Here is a 17,475-nt window from a genome sequence, read left to right on the forward strand (position 1 = left end):
CGACGGGCTCCGATCATGCGGTACGCCTGGATCAGGCGCCGATCTTGCGGGCCAGGTTCTCGTCGAGCGCGTTCATGAACTCGTCCGTGGTCAGCCACGGCGCGTCGCGCGAGATGAGCAGCGAGAGGTCCTTGGTCATCTGGCCGCCCTCGACGGTGTCGACGATGACCTGCTCCAGGGTGTTGGCGAACTCGGTGACCGCCGGGGTGCCGTCCAGCTTGCCCCGGTGGGCCAGGCCCCGCGTCCAGGCGTAGATCGACGCGATCGGGTTGGTCGACGTCTTCTCACCCTTCTGCCACTGCCGGTAGTGCCGGGTGACCGTGCCGTGCGCGGCCTCGGCCTCGACGGTCCGGCCGTCCGGGGAGAGCAGAACCGAGGTCATCAGACCCAGCGAGCCGAAGCCCTGCGCGACGGTGTCGGACTGCACGTCACCGTCGTAGTTCTTGCAGGCCCAGACGTAGCCGCCCTCCCACTTGAGCGCGGCGGCGACCATGTCGTCGATCAGCCGGTGCTCGTAGGTGATGCCGGCGGCGGCGAACTCGGCCTTGAACTCGGCCTCGAACACCTCGGCGAAGATGTCCTTGAACCGACCGTCGTACGCCTTGAGGATGGTGTTCTTCGTGGACAGGTAGACCGGGTAGTTGCGGTCCAGCCCGTACCGGAACGACGCCCGGGCAAAGTCCCGGATCGACTCGTCGTAGTTGTACATGCCCATGGCGATGCCGCCGCCCGGGAAGTTGGCGACCTCCATCTCCATCGGCGCGCCGCCGTCGGCCGGCGTGTAGGTGATGGTCACCGTGCCCGGGCCGGGGACGACGAAGTCGGTGGCCTTGTACTGGTCACCGTGGGCGTGCCGGCCGATGATGATCGGCTTGGTCCAGCCGGGGACCAGCCGCGGCACGTTGGACATGATGATCGGCTCGCGGAAGACGACGCCACCGAGGATGTTGCGGATGGTGCCGTTGGGCGACCGCCACATCTTCTTCAGGCCGAACTCCTCCACCCGGGCCTCGTCCGGGGTGATGGTCGCGCACTTGACACCGACGCCGTGCTCCTTGATGGCGTTGGCGGCGTCAATCGTGACCTGGTCGTCGGTCTCGTCGCGGTGCTGGATCGACAGGTCGTAGTAGTGCAGGTCGACGTCGAGGTAGGGCAGGATCAGCTGCTCCCGGATCTGCTTCCAGATGATCCGGGTCATCTCGTCGCCGTCGAGTTCTACGACCGGGTTGTTTACCTTGATCTTCGCCATCGGCCGGCGCTCCTCTCGGGGGACACGTGCTCAAGCAGTACGAGCGTACTGCAATGGGGCCGGCAGCTCCCAGCCGGCCTCGACCGGCCGGCGGAAACCGGGCTGCACGACGCAGGATTTCGCTGGCAGGATCGCCCGATGCCACTGAGCCGCACCCTCGGGTCTATCACGGTCACCGCACTCACCGACGGCGAGGGGGCCTTCTTCACCCCCACCCCGGTTGATCATGAAGTTATTGCCTCAACTCGCCGACATGACTGGCAATAACTTCATGATCAACAAAGCTGGCGGGGTGGGTGGGGGCTGGACGGCGAAGGGCGCCCCGGCGAAGCCGGCGCGCCCTTCGGTGGTGCTGCGGTTCGGGGGAACTACATGCTGGAGATGTCGCCCTGCTTGGCGCGGACGGCTTCGGCGGCCGCCAGGAGGCTGGCGCGCTCGTCGGCGTCCAGGTCGGTCTCGACGACCCGCTTGACGCCTTCAGCGCCGATCTCGGCCTCGACACCGAGGTAGACGCCGGAGATGCCGTACTCGCCGTCGACCCAGGCGCAGACCGGCATGACCTCGCCGGAGTCCTCGGCGACGGCCTTCGCCATCCGGGCCGCGGCGGCGGACGGGGCGTAGTACGCCGAGCCGGTCTTGAGCAGCGCAACCACCTCGGCGCCGCCGTTACGGGTCTTGACGACCAGTTCCTCGATCTGCTCGGCCGGCATCGCCTCACGCAGCGGCTTGCCGTTGACGGTGCTCTTCGACGGCACCGGGACCATGGTGTCGCCGTGCGAGCCGAGCGTCAGCGTGCGTACCGACGCCACCGGCACGTTCAGTGCCTCGGCGACGAAGTTGCTGAACCGGGCGGAGTCCAGCATGCCGGCCTGGCCGAGCACCCGGTTCTTCGGGAACTGGGTGGCGAGCTGCGCGAGCGCGGTCATCTCGTCCAGCGGGTTGGAGACCACGATGACGACGGCGTTCGGGGCGTACTTGGCGACGTTCTCGGCGACCTGGCGGACGATCTTGGCGTTGGTCTCCAGCAGGTCCATCCGGCTCATGCCGGGCTTCCGCGGCAGACCGGCGGTGATCACGACGACGTCGGAGCCCTCGATGTTCTCGTAGCCCTCACCGTTGGGGCCGGTGGTCACGCCGACCACCTTGGTCTCGAAGCCCTCGATGGCCCGGGACTGGTTGAGGTCGAGCGCGAGACCCGCGGGCTTGCCCTCCACGATGTCGGTGATCACTACGGTGTCGAAGACGTCGTACTCGGCGAGGCGCTGTGCGGTGGTGGAGCCGTAGAAGCCAGCCCCGACGACAGTGACCTTCTTACCCATGGTCGTCCCACTCCCTGCTAACCAGTCGGTTTTCCGGACCGTATCAGCCATCCTGGCACCGATCAGGTCAGGGTCGGACGGTTACGGCTTTACACCTCAACCGCGCTCGGCGCGCTCCACGACGTTGGTGAGCAGCATGGCCCGGGTCATCGGACCCACGCCGCCGGGCATGGGGACCAGCGCGCCGGCCGTCTCGGCCACCTCCGGGTCCACGTCGCCGGTGTAGCGGCCCTTGCCGTCCGCGCCGATCACACGGGTGATGCCGACGTCCACCACGACCGCGCCGGGGTGGATCATGTCGCCGGTGAGCAGGCCCGGCACGCCGGCCGCGACGATGACGATGTCAGCGGCCCGAGTGTGCGAGGCGAGGTCGAGGGTGCCGGTGTGGCACAGGGTGACCGTGGCGTTCTCGCTGCGCCGGGTGAGCAGCAGGCCGAGCGGGCGGCCGACGGTGTTGCCCCGACCGACCACCGCGACGGTGGCGCCGCGCAGCGCCACGTCGTGCCGGCGGAGCAGCTCCACGATGCCGCGCGGGGTGCAGGGCAGCGGACCGTCGTAGCCGAGGACGAGCCGGCCCAGGTTGACCGGGTGCAGGCCGTCGGCGTCCTTGTCCGGGTCGATCAGCTCCAGCACCCGCTGGGTGTCGAGGTGCGCCGGCAGCGGCAACTGGACGATGTAGCCGTGGCACGCCGGGTCGGCGTTCAGCTCGGCCAGCACGTCGTCGACCTGCTGCTGGGTGGCGTCGGCCGGCAGTTCTCGGCGGATCGAGGCGATGCCCACCTCTGCGCAGTCACGGTGCTTGCCGTTGACGTACGCCTGACTGCCCGGGTCCGCCCCGACCAGGACCGTGCCGAGCCCGGGGGTGATGCCGCGTTCCGCGAGTGCCTTCACCCGTATCCGCAGCTCGTCCTTGATCTCTGCCGCGGTTGCCTTGCCGTCCAGAAGCGTCGCCGTCACGACCTGATCGTCTCACGACCACCGCTCGCGGTTCAGACGACCTCGCTCGGGCGGCCCACCGACACCTGACTGTCGCCGGACGGGTGTGACGTTCCGTGACGTGTCGCTAGTCACTCTCAGTCACATTTTGTGGATTCGGTCACTGTCGAACCAGACATCAGGGCCGAGGGCGGCAGAGACCGGACGACCAGCCGAGATGGTGCGAACCGCACTGCGGGCGGCACAGCTTGCACTGCATCCGGCCGAACAATCACAGGCCAGAGACGTTTGAACCGCTTTTCGCTAGCAGGTCCGCCGGCCCTGAGCAAGCCGGGACGGCCCGGACCGTTACCCACCCGCAACCGCCTCGTTGCCGAAGACCCGTCGCCGACCTACCGTTGCCGCTTGTTGCGCAGCGTAAACCCAGCGTCGGGCCTGACTGCGCAGCGTGAGGAGATGAGGAGGCTCAATGCGAGTTCGTAGACTCGCCGCCTGGACCGCCCTCCCGCTCGCGGTGACGCTGGGCCTCGCGGCCTGCGGCAGCGGCGGAGACGGTGGATCCGGCGGCAGCGGCAGTTCGGCGGTCAGCATCCAGATCGCCGAGCCGAAGCACCTGGTTCCCACCAACACGACGGAGACGTCCGGGGCGCAGGTGCTCACCGGCCTGTTCAGCCCGCTCGTCGACTACGACGCCCAGAACAAGCCGTACGAGGTCGCGGCCCAGTCGGTGACCTCGTCCGACAACAAGGTCTGGACGATCAAGCTCAAGGACGGCTTCACCTTCCACAACGGTGAGAAGGTCACGTCCGAGGACTACATCAACGCCTGGAACTACGGCGCGTACGCCCCCAACGGTCAGGACAGCAACTACTTCTTCGAGAAGATCGCTGGCTACACGGACCTGCAGGGCAAGGCGCCGAAGGCCAAGGAGATGTCCGGTCTGAAGAAGGTCGACGACCTCACCTTCACCGTGACGCTGTCCGACCCGTACATCGACTTCAAGACGGTGCTCGGCTACACCGCGTTCTACCCGATGCCCGACGCCGCGTTCTCGGCCCCGGGCGTGCTCAAGGACTCCTACGAGCAGGCACCGATCGGGCAGGGCCCCTTCAAGATGAAGGGCACGTGGCAGCACGACAGCAAGATCGATGTCGAGCGCTACGACGCGTACCCGGGCGAGAAGCCCAAGGTCAAGAACATTGAGTTCCGGATCTACCAGCAGCTGACCGCGGCCTACGCGGACGTCCTGGCGGACAACCTGGACGTGCTGCCCACGATCCCGTCCGAGAGCCTGAGCACCGCGCCGAGCGACCTGGGCGACCGGTACAAGACGAGCCCGATGTCGTCGTTCCAGTTCCTGGCGTTCCCGACGTTCGACAAGGACTACAGCAACCCGGACGTGCGTAAGGCCATCTCGATGGCGATCGACCGTGAGGAGATCACCAAGTCGGTCTTCAAGGACTCGCAGCAGCCGGCGCGCTCCTTCGTCTCGCCGGTCCTGCCGGGCTACCGGGAGAACACCGCGGGCAAGGCCGGGGAGTTCAACCCGACCGAGGCCAAGAAGCTCTACCAGGCCGCGGGTGGTCCGTCGAAGATCGTCATCTCCTACAACGGCGACGGCGGTCACAAGGACTGGGTCGACGCCACGGTCAACCAGCTGAAGGCCAACCTGGGTGTCGACGCCGTCGGTTCGGCCGAGCCGAAGTTCGCCGACCTGCTGACCAAGGTCGAGAAGAAGCAGCCGGTGGGTATGTTCCGGATGGCCTGGGTCATGGACTACCCGACCATGGAGGACTACCTCGGCCCGCTGTACACCACGAACGGCTCGTCGAACTACTACGGCTACAGCAACCCGGACTTCGACCGACTGGTCAAGGAGGGTTCCGCCGCCAAGACGCAGGACGAGGCGATCGCCAAGTACCAGCAGGCGGAGGACATCCTGGCCAAGGACATGCCGGTGATCCCGCTCCGCTTCGGCGAGAACGTGTTCGGCACCTCGTCCAAGGTCAAGAACGTGCAGATGGACCTGTTCCAGCGGGTCAACCTCGTCAAGATCGAAGCAGCCAGCTGAGCTGACCATGGTGCGGGCCACCTGGGCGACGACGCCCGGGTGGCCCGGACCGCACCACCGGGGCCGGGCCGCAGCAGCGGACCCGGCGTCGGTGGTGCCGGCTCCCCCGGGCCGGACGGAATGTCTCGGATATTTCGGGTACGACCAGAGATGCCGTCCTGCGACCCTTTCGCACATTTCCGGAGAGACTGCTAAGCATGTTCCGCTACATCTTGCGGCGCCTACTGCAGATGGTCCTGGCGTTCTTCGGGACCACCCTGATCGTCTACGCGCTGACATTCGCCGGGCAGGGCGACCCCATCCAGGCGCTCGCCGGCGAGCGGCCGGTGACGCCAGCCCAACGGGCCTACCTGACCGAGAAGTACCACCTGGACGCCACCGGCGTCGGCGGCTTCTTCTACCGCTACTTCGACTACGTGAAGAACCTCCTCCAGGGCAACCTGGGCGAATCGCTGACCGGTCGGAACATCGGTGACATCCTCCAGCAAGCTTGGCCGGTCACCGTTCAACTCGCGCTCATCGCCCTCGCCGTGGCGATCATCTTCGGCGTCAGCGCCGGCGTGATCGCCGGTATCCGCCGGGCCAGCATCTTCGACAACTCGACGCTGGTGCTCACCCTGCTGGTGCTGGGCATCCCGACCATCGTGCTGGCACCGCTGGCGCAGTACTTCCTGGGCGTCAAGTGGCAGCTCTTCCCGCCCACCGCCGGCTCCGACCCGACGTTCTACGCGCTCCTGCTGCCCGGCATCGTGCTCGGCTCGCTGTCGCTGGCCACGGCGCTGCGGCTCACCCGCGCCTCGGTGGCGGAGAACCTGCGCGCGGACTACGTCCGGACCGCCCGGTCCAAGGGCCTGGTCAAGCGCCGGATCGTCGTCGTCCACGTGCTGCGCAACTCGCTCATCCCGGTGGTCACCTTCCTCGGTGTGGAGCTGGGCAACCTGATGAGCGGCGCGATCATCACCGAGGGCGTCTTCAACATCCCCGGCGTGGGCTTCAACCTCTTCCGCGGCATCCGCACCGAGGACGGCCCCCTGGTGGTGGGCATCGTCAGTGTGCTCGTCGTGGTCTACCTGGTCTCGAACCTGGTGGTGGACGTCCTGTACGCCGTACTCGACCCGAGGATCCGCTATGAGTGAGCGCAGCGAACGAATCGTCAGCGCAGCGTGCCCCGGCTCTCCTGCCGGCACCGAGCGCAGCGAGGTGGCGGCATGAGTGATTTTGAAACGGTGGCGGCCAGCGAGAACCAGGCCGCGCGGCGTGGCCCCTCGGGCGAGCCGGGCGCACCCAACCAGGTCGGCGCCCCGCACAAGCCTCGCAGCCTGGCCGGAGACGCCTGGCGCGACCTGCGCCGCAACCCGATCTTCTGGATCTCGCTGGCACTGGTCGTCACCTTCACCCTGATGGCGCTGTTCCCCGGCGTGTTCACCGCCAACAACCCGAACGACTGCGTGCTCTCCCGGCAGCACGCCGGACCGTCCGGCGGGGCCATCTTCGGGTACGACTTCCAGGGCTGCGACACGTTCTCCCGGGCGGTCTACGGCACCCGGGCCTCGCTGGTGGTCGGTGCGCTCGCCGCGCTCGGCACCGGGATCATCGCGCTGGTGGTCGGCATGCTCGCCGGCTACTTCGGCCACTGGGTCGACGCGGTGCTCTCCCGGGTGATCGACGTGGTGCTCGGCATCCCGCTGCTGCTGGCCGCGATCGTGCTGCTCAAGCGGGTGTCCAGCGACAGCCAGTGGGCACGGATCGGCGCGGTCGTCTTCGTGCTTGCCCTTCTCGGCTGGACGACCGCCGCCCGGGTGGTGCGTTCCTCGGTGATCACCGCGAAGGAGCAGGACTACGTCGCGGCGGCCCGGATGCTCGGCGCCGGCAACGGCCGGATCATGTGGCGGCACATCCTGCCGAACTCACTGGCCCCGGCCATCGTCGTACTGACCATCGCGCTCGGGTCGTTCATCGCGGCCGAGGCGACGCTCTCGTTCCTCGGCATCGGGCTGAAGGCACCGACCATCTCGTGGGGCCAGGACATCGACACCGGCCGGATCCACATGCGCGAGGCGGCCACGCCGCTGATCGTCCCGTCCGCGTTCCTCGCGCTGACCGTGCTGGCGTTCATCATGCTCGGCGACGCGATCCGTGACGCCTTCGACCCGAAGCTCCGGTGAGACATGCGAGCGCGAGGAGTGAACGTAGCGAGCCCCGCAGTCGCGAGCGAAAGGCAGGCACTGTCATGACCGTTCAACCCACGCCCGCCTCCGCAACTCCAGAAGGCGGCCACCTGCTGGAGTTGCGGGACCTGCACATCGAGTTCCGCACCAACGAGGGTGTGGCCCAGGTGATCAACGGCGTGTCGTACCACCTCGACGCCGGCGAGACGCTGGCCGTGCTCGGTGAGTCGGGGTCCGGCAAGTCGGTCACCGCTCAGGCGATCATGGGCATCCTGGACACGCCGCCCGCGTTCATCCGTTCCGGCCAGATCCTTTACCAGGGTCAGGACCTGCTCACCCGTTCCGAGGAGCAGCGCCGGCAGATCCGCGGCACGGAGATCGCGATGATCTTCCAGGACGCGCTCTCCGCGCTGAACCCGGTCTTCCCGGTCGGTTGGCAGATCGGCGAGACGCTGCGCCAGCGCGCCGGCATGTCCCGGGCCGACGCCCGGCGCCGGGCCATCGAGCTGATGGACCTGGTCAAGATCCCGGGTGCCGCCAAGCGGATCGGCGACTACCCGCACCAGTTCTCCGGCGGTATGCGGCAGCGCGTCATGATCGCGATGGCGCTGGCGCTGGACCCGAAGGTGCTGATCGCCGACGAGCCCACCACGGCCCTCGACGTCACCGTGCAGGCCCAGATCATGGACCTGCTGGCCGACCTGCGCCGGGAATTCAACATGGCGATGATCCTGATCACCCACGACCTGGGTGTGGTCGCCGGTGTCGCCGACCGGATCGCGGTCATGTACGCCGGCCGGATCGTCGAGCACGCCGACGTCCGCTCGCTCTACAAGGCGCCGGCCCACCCGTACACCAAGGGGTTGTTGGAGTCGATCCCGCGGTTGGACGTCCGTGGCCAGGAGCTGTCGACGATCAAGGGATTGCCGCCGAACCTGATGCGCATCCCGTCCGGCTGCCCGTTCCACCCCCGCTGCCCGTACGTCCAGCAGGTCTGCGTGGACGTCGTGCCGCACGACCTGGTCCTCGGCGACGGCCGGACCAGCGCTTGCCACTTCGCGCAGGAGGTCCGTGATGACAGCGTCGCCCGCTAACTCCACAAAGGTCCGTGGCGAGACCATCCTCTCCGTGGACAACCTGGTGAAGCACTTCCCGATCACTCAGGGCGTGCTGTTCCAGCGGCAGATCGGCGCGGTCAAGGCCGTCGACGGGGTGAGCTTCGAGCTGCGCCGGGGCGAGACGCTGGGCGTGGTCGGCGAGTCCGGCTGCGGCAAGTCCACCCTCGCCCGGTTGCTGATGCGGCTGGAGACGCCCACCTCCGGGCAGGCAACCCTGGAGGGCCGGGACCTGTTCAAGGCATCCGGGGGTGAGCTGCGCCGGCTGCGCCGCAACATGCAGATGGTGATGCAGGACCCGTACACCTCGTTGAACCCGCGGATGACCGTCGGCGACATCATCGGCGAGCCGTTCGAGATCCACTCGGATGCCGCACCGAAGGGCAGCAAGCAGAAGCGGGTCCAGGAACTGCTCGACCTGGTCGGTCTCAACCCGGAGCACATCAACAGGTACCCGCACCAGTTCTCCGGCGGTCAGCGTCAGCGCATCGGCATCGCCCGCGCGCTCGCGCTGCGGCCCGAGATCATCGTCTGTGACGAGCCGGTGTCGGCCCTGGACGTCTCCATCCAGGCCCAGGTGATCAACCTGCTGAAGCAACTGCAGGACGAGCTCGGGCTCTCGTACATCTTCATCGCCCACGACCTGTCCGTGGTGCGGCACATCGCCGACCGGGTCGCGGTGATGTACCTCGGCCGGATCGTGGAGATCGGCACCGATGACGAGATCTACGAGCGGGCCACCCATCCGTACACCCAGGCTCTGCTCTCCGCAGTGCCGGTGCCGGACCCGGAGGCCCGCGAGCAGCGCAACATGATCCGGCTGGTCGGCGACGTGCCCAGCCCGGCCGACCCGCCGAGCGGTTGCCACTTCCGGACCCGCTGCTGGAAGGCCCAGGACATCTGCGCCATCGAGGACCCGGCAACGGTCCCCCGCGCAGCGGATCCGCACCCCTCCGCCTGCCACTTCGCCGAGCTCCGCCCCGCAACCCCCTAACCCCGCCCGCCCCCTGCCGGCCGCACCCCGCCACCCCCGTTGATCATGAGGTTATTGTCCCGACACTCCGAGTGGCCGGGCAATAACCTCATGATCAACGAGGCAGGGTAGGGCAGGGCAGGGCAGGACGCGGTCAGTGGAAGAAGTGCCGGGTCTTCGTCAGGTACATCGTGACGTTGGCCTTCTTGGCTGCTTCGATGACCTCTTCGTCGCGGATTGAGCCACCAGGCTGGACGATGGCGCGGACGCCCGCGTCGATGAGGATCTGCGGACCGTCGGCGAACGGGAAGAACGCGTCCGAAGCGGCGACCGAGCCGCGCGCCCGATCGGCACCCGCGCGGCTGACCGCGAGCTGTGCCGAGTCGACCCGGTTGACCTGACCCATGCCGACGCCGACGGTGGCGCCGTCCTTGGCGAGCAGGATCGCGTTGCTCTTCACCGCGCGGACCGCCCGCCACGCGAACGCGAGGTCGCGCAGCAGCTCCTCATCGGCCGCCTCGCCGGTCGCCAACTGCCAGCTCGCCGGGTCGTCACCGGGTGCGTCCACGCGGTCGGCGACCTGGGTCAGCACGCCACCGGTCACCGGCCGCCACTCGACCTTCGCCGGGCTCCAGGCCGGCGCGCGCAGCAGCCGGATGTTCTTCTTGCCCTGCAGCACCTCGACCGCACCCTCGTCGAAGCCGGGGGCGACCACCACCTCGGTGAAGATGTCGGCGACCTGCCGGGCCAGCTCGACCGAGACCGGCCGGTTGACCGCGATCACGCCCCCGTACGCCGACACCGGGTCGCAGGCGTGCGCCTTGCGGTGCGCCTCGGCCACGTCCGCGCCCACCGCGATGCCGCACGGGTTGGCGTGCTTGATGATCGCCACGGCGGGCTGGTCGGCGAAATCGTTCGCGGCCCGCCACGCGGCGTCCGCGTCGACGTAGTTGTTGTACGACATCTCCTTGCCGTGCAGCTGCTCGGCCTGGGCCAGCCCCGCCGGGGCGTCCGGGTCCGTGTAGAGCGCGGCCGGCTGGTGCGGGTTCTCCCCGTAGCGCAGCACCGTCGACTTGCGCAGCGCCGACCCGGTGAACGCCGGCCACGAGTCGTCGGCCGGGGCCAGCTCCTGGGCGCACCACTGGGCAACCGCCACGTCGTACTCGGCGATGTCGGCGAACGCCCGCGCTGCCAACGCGCGACGCTGGGCCAGGGTGAAGCCGCCCTCGTCGAGCGCGCCGATCAGCGCCGGGTAACCGGTCGGGTCGGTGAGCACGGCGACCGAAGCGTGGTTCTTGGCGGCGGCCCGCACCATGGCCGGGCCACCGATGTCGATCTGCTCCACGCACTCCTCGACACCGGCGCCGGAGGCGACGGTCGCCTGGAAGGGGTAGAGGTTGGAGACCAACAGGTCGAACGCCGCCACCCCCAGCTCGTCGAGCTGCACGACGTGCGTGTCCTTGCGCAGGTCGGCGAGGAGACCCGCGTGCACCTTCGGGTGCAGGGTCTTCACCCGGCCGTCGAGCACCTCGGGGAACCCGGTCACCGTCTCCACCGGCGTCACCGGCACACCGGCGGCGGCGATGGTGCCCGCCGTGCTGCCGGTGGACACGATCTCCACGCCGGCGGCGTGCAGGGCCTGGGCGAGCTCGACCAGCCCGGTCTTGTCGTAGACGCTGACCAGCGCCCGCCTGATCGGGCGACGCCCGTCCTGAGTGGGACTCACGGAACCGTGACCTTCCTTCCGGTGATGGTCCAGCCTTCGCGGACCAGGCGACCGACCTGCTCGACGAGCTGGCGCCGCTCAGCTTCCTTGATGCGCTCGGTGAGCGTGTCCACGTCGTCGTCGTCGAGCACCGGCACCGCGACCTGCGCGACGATCGGCCCGGTGTCCATGCCGGCGTCGACGAAGAAGAGGGTGGCCCCGGTGAGCTTCACGCCGTAGGCGAGGGCGTCACGCGGGCCGTGGATGCCGGGGAACGCCGGCAGCAGGGTGTTGTGGGTGTTCAGGTAGCGGTCGCCGAAGGCAGCGAGGAACTGCGGCCCGACCAGCTTGAGGAAACCGGCGGAGATGACCAGGTCGGGTTGGTGCTTCGCGACGTGCGCGGTGAGCGCGGCGTCCCAGTCCGCCCGGGTGTCGTGGTCACGGACCCGCTCGACGAAGGTCGGCACCCCGGCCGCGGCGGCCCGGTCCAGGCCGGCGATGCCGTCGCGGTCCGCGCCGACCGCGACGACCTGCGCGCCGTACGCGGGATCGACGGAGGCATCCAACAGCGACTGAAGGTTGCTTCCGGAGCCGGAGACGAGGACGACGATGCGGGCGACAGACGCGGGCTCGGTCACCGGGCCACCCTATCGGGCAGGTCAGCCCGCCCTTCGGCTGGGCGGCGCGCCGATCTTGATAGTGCCGACGAGCATCGACCCGGTACGCTGCCGCTCGCCTGGGGCCGAACGCCGCGCCGACCCGCCCCCGTCACTGACCCGGCACGCCAGCCGGTTCGCTGAACTGAGGAGCGCCGATGCCGCCCGGTCCCCACTCCCAACGACAGCCGTCGATCGAGGGCAATATGGCGATGTCGTCGTGTTGCTGTGCTGTCCATTCGGAGGACTGGCAGCGATCATGGTTGGAAACAAACAGCAGCAACTGACGGAACCAGTTCAAGGAGCTTCTCGAATGCAACCCGGTAACCCCGGCCAGGACCCGTACGGCCAGCAGCCCAATCAGGACCCGACCGCTCCCCAGCCGCCGCACGACCCGTACGCCCCGCCGCCCGGCGCCCCGTACGGCCAGCAGCCGGCCGCCCCGTACGGCCAACAGCCGGCGGCCCCGTACGGCCAGCCGCCGGTCTCCGGTCAGCCCTACGGCCAGCAGCAGCCGTACCAGGACCCGTACGGCCAGCAGCAGCCTCCGTACAGCGGCGGCCCGACGTACCCGAACGCCGGATACCCGCAGGCGCAGGGGCAGAACAACACCCTCGGCCTGGTGGCGCTGATCCTCGGTATCGCGTCGATCCCGCTGTCGTGCTGCCCCTTCCTGGGCATCCCGGTCGGCATTGGTGGCCTGGTGACCGGCTACCTCGCCCGCCAGAAGGTCGCCCAGGGTCAGGCCAGCAACGCCGGGCAGGCCAAGGCTGGCCTGATCTGTGGTGCGGTCGGCGTCGCGCTCGGCATCATCGGGATCATCCTGAGCGTCGCGCTGAACGTCGGCCTGCCGACCCAGCCCTGACGGATCCAGCACACCTGGGGCGCTCCGGATTCGTCTGGGGCGCCCCGCGCTCGATCTACTGAGCGGAGGCGCGGGTAAGCGCTCGGGTGGCGGCGGCGCCGAGCAGTGCGCCGACCGCGATGACACCGGCCGCCACCGCCCCGACCTGCCAGCCCACCGGCCCGACCTGCGCCAACCGACCGGCACCGAGCGGCCCGCCGGACACTGCCGCGGCCACGCCGAGCAGCACGCCGGCCACCGGCCCGGCCAGCGCCGCCGACGCCAGCAACTCGGCCCAGCGCTGCGGGGCACGCTCCGGCCCGGCGAGTCGAGCCACCCGGCGTGCGAGCAACCAGCCGGCGATCATCCCGGCCAACACCGGCACCGCGAGCAGCAGGGCGCCGAAGCCGTCCACCGGGCCGCGCGGCAGGCCGGCGAGCAATGGCACGGCCGGCAGCGCGCCAACCGACACCTCACTGGTGCGAACCACGGTGTCGGTGCCGACCGCGAAGCCCGGCCCGAGCAGGTAGCTGGCGGACCAGATCGCCGCGTTCGGCGCGTACGCGACGCTGACCAGGGTGATGCCGGCCTGCCCGGCAACCCCGGTCCGGTACGCGCCGATCATGTCCGCCGCGTCGCCGCCGCCGGTTGCCACGGCCAGGCCGGCCGCGCCGGCGCCCGCGCCGAGCAGCAGCAGCCCAGCCACCAGACCGGTGCGAATGCCGTCGCGCACCGGTCCCGGTATCCGAGTGACGAGTAGCCGGGTCACGGCGGTGATGCGGGTCGCGCCGACCAGCGCGGCGAGTGTGCCGATCACCGCGAAGGTGGCTCCCGCCCGGAGCACGGACGCATCCGGCCCGCCGGTGCCGACCAGCACGGCCGCGAGCGCGCCGAGCAGCGCGTACGCGATGCCGACCGCGCCCGCGGCGAGCAGGGCCCGGCGCGGTGAGCGGGTGTCGCGGGCGCCGATCGCGCGGCTGACGTGCACACCGGCCCGGGTCAGTCGCCAGAGCGCGAGCACGGTCAGCGCCAGCGGGGCGAGCCCGAGTGGGCCGGACTCGGTGTGCAGTGGCACGCCGTGCCCGAGCAGCCAGCCGGCCAGCGCGGTGCGCAGGGTGCTGGTCAGGGTGGTGGAATCCGTGCCGAGCTGGACCAGGCCGAGCACGATGGCGACCGGCAGGTAGGAGGTGAGGGCAGCCCAGCCGGCAGCCACCCCGGCGGCGACGGGCAGCGGTGCACGCCCGCGTGGTGACCCACCCGCGCGGGGCGCGGGCACCCGTCGGGCCGGCGCGGCACGGTCGACCGGCCGGTCGTCGGCGCGCACACCGCCGGGACGGCTGGGACGGTCAGGGGTGACGGGGGACATCCGCTCTACTCTGGCACGTCGTGCGGGCGGTGGCAGTCCGTTAACCCGTCCGGAGGGCGGCGAGTTGACCGAACCTGAGTCCAGACCGCCTGGTCGGGTCTAGCCTCGGCCCTGAAGGGGGCGCGAATCGCCGCCACCGGGTCGGGTCCGCCGGTCACGGTCCGGGTCGGCACGCCGCCCACGACCACCCGGAGGAAGCCGTGACGACGCCATACCCGCCACCACCGCCGCCACCGGCCCAGGGACGGGACCGGACCACGCTCTGGGGCGTGCTGGGCATCGTGTTGGGGCTGATCTGCTGCGGCATCCTCGGCATCATCTTCGGGTACCTGTCCATCCGGGATGCGCGGCGGTACGGGCAGTCACCGTTGCTCGGCTACCTCGCCGTCGTCTTCGGCGTGATCAACATCATCGGCGGGGCGATCCTGCGCGCGACCGGCAACTACCCGTTCTGGAACAACGACTGAGCGGGCTGGCCGACCACCGACGAGACGCGCCGGCAACGCGGGTACGCCGAAGGGGGCCGACCGGCTGCGGTCGACCCCCTTCGGTGTTGCCTGGCCGGCTCAGCTGCCGGACATGATCTCCCGCATGAGGCGGGCGGTCTCGGTCGGCGTCTTGCCGACCTTGACTCCGACCGCCTCCAGCGCCGCCTGCTTCGCCTCGGCGGTGCCGGCCGAGCCGGAGATGATCGCCCCGGCGTGACCCATGGTCTTGCCGGGAGGAGCGGTGAAGCCGGCGATGTAGCCGACCACCGGCTTGGTGACGTTGGCCTTGATGAACTCGGCGGCCCGCTCCTCGGCGTCGCCACCGATCTCACCGATCATGACGATGGCGTCGGTCTCCGGGTCGGCCTCGAACGCCGCGAGCGCGTCGATGTGGGTGGTCCCGATGATCGGGTCACCGCCGATGCCGACGCAGGTGGAGAAGCCGATGTCGCGCAGCTCGTACATCATCTGGTAGGTCAGCGTGCCGCTCTTGCTGACCAGGCCGATCCGGCCGGAGCCGGTGATGTCGGCCGGGATGATGCCGGCGTTGGACGCGCCGGGCGAGGCGATGCCGGGGCAGTTCGGCCCGATGATCCGGGTCTGCTCACCCTTCGCCACGTTGTACGCCCAGAACGACGCGGTGTCGTGCACCGGGACGCCCTCGGTGATCACCACGGCCAGGCCGATCGCGGCGTCGATCGCCTCGACCACGGCGGCCTTGGTGAACTGCGGCGGCACGAAGATGACCGTGACGTCGGCTCCGGTCTCGGCCATCGCGTCCGTGACGGACGCGAAGACCGGCAGCTCGGTGCCGTCGAAGTCGACCTTCTGGCCCGCCTTGCGCGGGTTGACGCCGCCCACCACGTTCGTGCCGGCGGCGAGCATCCGCCGGGTGTGCTTGGAACCCTCGGAACCGGTCATCCCCTGGACGATGACCTTCGAGTCCTTGGTCAGCCAGATAGCCATGATCAGACCCCCGCAGCTGCCAGCTCGGCGGCCCGCTCGGCCGCACCGTCCATGGTGTCCACCCGCTGCACGAGCGGGTTGTTCGCGCTGTCCAGGATCGCCCGGCCAGCCTCGGCGTTGTTGCCGTCGAGACGGACGACGAGCGGCTTGGTGACCTGCTCGCCGCGCTGCTCCAGCAGGGCCAGCGCCTGGATGATCCCGTTGGCGACCTCGTCGCAGGCGGTGATGCCGCCGAAGACGTTGACGAAGACGCTCTTCACGGCCGGGTCGGAGAGCACGATCTCCAGCCCGTTCGCCATCACCGCGGCGCTCGCGCCGCCGCCGATGTCGAGGAAGTTGGCCGGCTTGACGTTGCCGTGCCGCTCACCGGCGTACGCGACCACGTCGAGGGTCGACATGACCAGACCCGCGCCGTTGCCGATGATGCCGACCTCGCCGTCGAGCTTGACGTAGTTGAGGTCCTTGGCCTTGGCGGCCTGCTCCAGCGGATCCACCGCGGCCTGGTCGACCAGCGCCTCGTGGTCCGGGTGCCGGAACGCCGCGTTCTCGTCCAGGCTGATCTTGGCGTCGAGCAGGAGCATCCGGCCGTCGCCGTTCTTGGCGAGCGGGTTGACCTCGACCAGGGTGGCGTCCTCGGCGACGAACGCCTGCCACAGGCCGACGGCGATCTCGACCACCTGGTCGGCGACCTCGGCCGGGAAGCCGGCAGCGGTCACGATCTCGCGGGCCTTGGCCTCGTCCACGCCCTTCACGGCGTCGATCGGGGCCTTCACGACCTTGTCGGGGGTGTCGGCGGCGACCTGCTCGATGTCCATGCCGCCGGCGACGCTGGCGATGCAGAGGAAGGTGCGGTTCGCTCGGTCGAGCAGGTACGAGAAGTAGTACTCCTCGGCCACGTCCGCGGTCACCGTGATCATGACCTTGTGGACGGTGTGGCCCTTGATGTCCATGCCAAGGATGTCGGTGGCGCGGGCCACCGTCTCCTCGGCGCCCTCGGCGAGCTTGACGCCGCCGGCTTTACCTCGGCCGCCGACCTTCACCTGCGCCTTGACGACCACGCGACCGCCGAGGCGTTCGGCGATCGCACGGGCCTCTTCCGGGGTAGTGGCGACGCCGCCGGCCAGCACGGGCAAGCCGTGCCGCTCGAACAGGTCCCGCCCCTGGTACTCGTACAGGTCCACGATTGCGCGTCCCGTCCCGTCTCCGCGGCGCGCCGTCGCGCCGCCACCAGCGTTCAGAAAACAGTTTGACGCCTGTCATCAGTTGAAACAGGCCATTGGCCGCAGCCTAGCGAGGTCGGCACCACCGGCAACCGAGCGGGTGCACGGTGTGCGGTAATGCACAACCGGGCATCGAATGCGACAGGTTTCCGGCCATGACTCGGCCGACATCCACCGTCCGGACGATGTTGACAGGGTTGCGTAACCCGGCCGTGGGGGCGTCGTTGAGTCAGGTGTCGGAGCGCTGAGAAGCGTGACGACGGGAGACGGCCGATGCCCTGTCGGTCGAGGGGTGGCGGCGGGGCATCGTGCATAGAGGGGCCGGACGTGTGAGGGGTGCGTCCGGCCCCTCCCCCGTGCCCGGAACCCGGTCGCCGACGCCCGTTTACGGCCTGCCGT

The 17,475-nt window shown here is 69.5% G+C and carries 16 protein-coding genes; 7 read left to right on the top strand and 9 right to left on the bottom strand.

Annotated elements, in window-relative coordinates:
* Window positions 1-31: 31 nt before the first annotated feature.
* From JOD64_RS10010 to JOD64_RS10020, 3 genes are all read right to left on the bottom strand, one after another.
* The gene (locus tag JOD64_RS10010; RefSeq protein ID WP_204941988.1) at window positions 32-1,249 is read right to left on the bottom strand and encodes an NADP-dependent isocitrate dehydrogenase; all 1,218 of its coding nucleotides are present in this window, start codon (window positions 1,247-1,249) and stop codon (window positions 32-34) included.
* Between the two features lie 368 nt (window positions 1,250-1,617).
* Window positions 1,618-2,568, bottom strand: a complete 951-nt coding sequence (locus JOD64_RS10015; protein ID WP_204941989.1) for a malate dehydrogenase — start codon at window positions 2,566-2,568, stop codon at window positions 1,618-1,620.
* A gap of 96 nt (window positions 2,569-2,664) precedes the next feature.
* Window positions 2,665-3,525, bottom strand: coding sequence for a bifunctional methylenetetrahydrofolate dehydrogenase/methenyltetrahydrofolate cyclohydrolase (locus JOD64_RS10020; RefSeq protein ID WP_204941990.1), 861 nt, complete (start codon window positions 3,523-3,525; stop codon window positions 2,665-2,667).
* 448 nt (window positions 3,526-3,973) lie between these two features.
* Between JOD64_RS10020 and JOD64_RS10025 the strand changes: the two genes are divergently transcribed.
* From JOD64_RS10025 to JOD64_RS10045, 5 genes are all read left to right on the top strand, one after another.
* Window positions 3,974-5,575 carry a peptide ABC transporter substrate-binding protein gene (locus tag JOD64_RS10025; protein WP_204941991.1) on the top strand — a complete coding sequence of 534 codons (1,602 nt, stop codon included), beginning with the start codon at window positions 3,974-3,976 and terminating at the stop codon, window positions 5,573-5,575.
* Between the two features lie 197 nt (window positions 5,576-5,772).
* A complete protein-coding gene (locus JOD64_RS10030; protein WP_110562995.1) occupies window positions 5,773-6,711 on the top strand; it encodes an ABC transporter permease in 939 nt (312 codons plus the stop codon).
* A 72-nt stretch (window positions 6,712-6,783) separates the two neighbouring features.
* Complete coding sequence (locus tag JOD64_RS10035) at window positions 6,784-7,740, top strand: ABC transporter permease (protein WP_204941992.1); 957 nt, start codon at window positions 6,784-6,786, stop codon at window positions 7,738-7,740.
* A 65-nt stretch (window positions 7,741-7,805) separates the two neighbouring features.
* The gene (locus tag JOD64_RS10040; RefSeq protein ID WP_204941993.1) at window positions 7,806-8,837 is read left to right on the top strand and encodes an ABC transporter ATP-binding protein; all 1,032 of its coding nucleotides are present in this window, start codon (window positions 7,806-7,808) and stop codon (window positions 8,835-8,837) included.
* On the top strand, window positions 8,818-9,852 hold the full coding sequence (locus JOD64_RS10045) for an ABC transporter ATP-binding protein (RefSeq protein WP_204941994.1): 1,035 nt from the start codon (window positions 8,818-8,820) through the stop codon (window positions 9,850-9,852). Before JOD64_RS10040 ends, JOD64_RS10045 begins: the two co-directional genes overlap by 20 nt.
* 133 nt (window positions 9,853-9,985) lie before the next feature.
* Here the strand turns inward: JOD64_RS10045 and purH are convergent, their stop codons facing one another.
* From purH to JOD64_RS10060, 3 genes are all read right to left on the bottom strand, one after another.
* Window positions 9,986-11,557, bottom strand: coding sequence for a bifunctional phosphoribosylaminoimidazolecarboxamide formyltransferase/IMP cyclohydrolase (purH, locus tag JOD64_RS10050; RefSeq protein ID WP_204941995.1), 1,572 nt, complete (start codon window positions 11,555-11,557; stop codon window positions 9,986-9,988).
* Window positions 11,554-12,174: a phosphoribosylglycinamide formyltransferase gene (purN, locus tag JOD64_RS10055; RefSeq protein WP_204941996.1), complete on the bottom strand. Its 621-nt coding sequence runs from the start codon at window positions 12,172-12,174 to the stop codon at window positions 11,554-11,556. Before purN ends, purH begins: the two co-directional genes overlap by 4 nt.
* Window positions 12,175-12,304: 130 nt before the next feature.
* Window positions 12,305-12,493, bottom strand: coding sequence for a hypothetical protein (locus JOD64_RS10060; RefSeq protein WP_204941997.1), 189 nt, complete (start codon window positions 12,491-12,493; stop codon window positions 12,305-12,307).
* Window positions 12,494-12,505: 12 nt separating this feature from the next.
* Between JOD64_RS10060 and JOD64_RS10065 the strand changes: the two genes are divergently transcribed.
* Window positions 12,506-13,057: a DUF4190 domain-containing protein gene (locus JOD64_RS10065; protein WP_204941998.1), complete on the top strand. Its 552-nt coding sequence runs from the start codon at window positions 12,506-12,508 to the stop codon at window positions 13,055-13,057.
* Window positions 13,058-13,112: 55 nt separating this feature from the next.
* Here the strand turns inward: JOD64_RS10065 and JOD64_RS10070 are convergent, their stop codons facing one another.
* A complete protein-coding gene (locus tag JOD64_RS10070) occupies window positions 13,113-14,402 on the bottom strand; it encodes a cell division protein PerM (RefSeq protein ID WP_204941999.1) in 1,290 nt (429 codons plus the stop codon).
* 200 nt (window positions 14,403-14,602) lie between these two features.
* On the opposite strand from JOD64_RS10070, the gene JOD64_RS10075 reads away from it, so the two are divergent.
* Window positions 14,603-14,869 carry a DUF4190 domain-containing protein gene (locus JOD64_RS10075; protein ID WP_204942000.1) on the top strand — a complete coding sequence of 89 codons (267 nt, stop codon included), beginning with the start codon at window positions 14,603-14,605 and terminating at the stop codon, window positions 14,867-14,869.
* A gap of 99 nt (window positions 14,870-14,968) precedes the next feature.
* Here JOD64_RS10075 and sucD read toward each other — a convergent pair whose 3' ends face one another.
* Together sucD and sucC are read right to left on the bottom strand one after the other, a co-directional pair.
* Window positions 14,969-15,856, bottom strand: coding sequence for a succinate--CoA ligase subunit alpha (gene sucD, locus JOD64_RS10080; protein ID WP_204942001.1), 888 nt, complete (start codon window positions 15,854-15,856; stop codon window positions 14,969-14,971).
* 2 nt (window positions 15,857-15,858) lie between these two features.
* Window positions 15,859-17,037 (bottom strand): ADP-forming succinate--CoA ligase subunit beta, encoded by a 1,179-nt coding sequence (gene sucC, locus JOD64_RS10085; RefSeq protein WP_204942002.1) that lies wholly within the window; start codon window positions 17,035-17,037, stop codon window positions 15,859-15,861.
* Window positions 17,038-17,475: the final 438 nt, after the last annotated feature.

Origin of the sequence: Micromonospora luteifusca (assembly GCF_016907275.1) — a bacterium.
Lineage (GTDB): Bacteria > Actinomycetota > Actinomycetes > Mycobacteriales > Micromonosporaceae > Micromonospora > Micromonospora luteifusca.

Bases quoted from the DNA above. Each gene is read 5' to 3' on its own strand.
- sucD (WP_204942001.1), bottom strand. From the start codon at position 15,856: ATGGCTATCTGGCTGACCAAGGACTCGAAGGTCATCGTCCAGGGGATG.
- JOD64_RS10040 (WP_204941993.1), top strand. From the start codon at position 7,806: ATGACCGTTCAACCCACGCCCGCCTCCGCAACTCCAGAAGGCGGCCAC.
- JOD64_RS10010 (WP_204941988.1), bottom strand. From the start codon at position 1,249: ATGGCGAAGATCAAGGTAAACAACCCGGTCGTAGAACTCGACGGCGAC.
- JOD64_RS10065 (WP_204941998.1), top strand. From the start codon at position 12,506: ATGCAACCCGGTAACCCCGGCCAGGACCCGTACGGCCAGCAGCCCAAT.
- JOD64_RS10025 (WP_204941991.1), top strand. From the start codon at position 3,974: ATGCGAGTTCGTAGACTCGCCGCCTGGACCGCCCTCCCGCTCGCGGTG.
- JOD64_RS10070 (WP_204941999.1), bottom strand. From the start codon at position 14,402: ATGTCCCCCGTCACCCCTGACCGTCCCAGCCGTCCCGGCGGTGTGCGC.
- JOD64_RS10045 (WP_204941994.1), top strand. From the start codon at position 8,818: ATGACAGCGTCGCCCGCTAACTCCACAAAGGTCCGTGGCGAGACCATC.
- JOD64_RS10035 (WP_204941992.1), top strand. From the start codon at position 6,784: ATGAGTGATTTTGAAACGGTGGCGGCCAGCGAGAACCAGGCCGCGCGG.
- JOD64_RS10030 (WP_110562995.1), top strand. From the start codon at position 5,773: ATGTTCCGCTACATCTTGCGGCGCCTACTGCAGATGGTCCTGGCGTTC.
- JOD64_RS10015 (WP_204941989.1), bottom strand. From the start codon at position 2,568: ATGGGTAAGAAGGTCACTGTCGTCGGGGCTGGCTTCTACGGCTCCACC.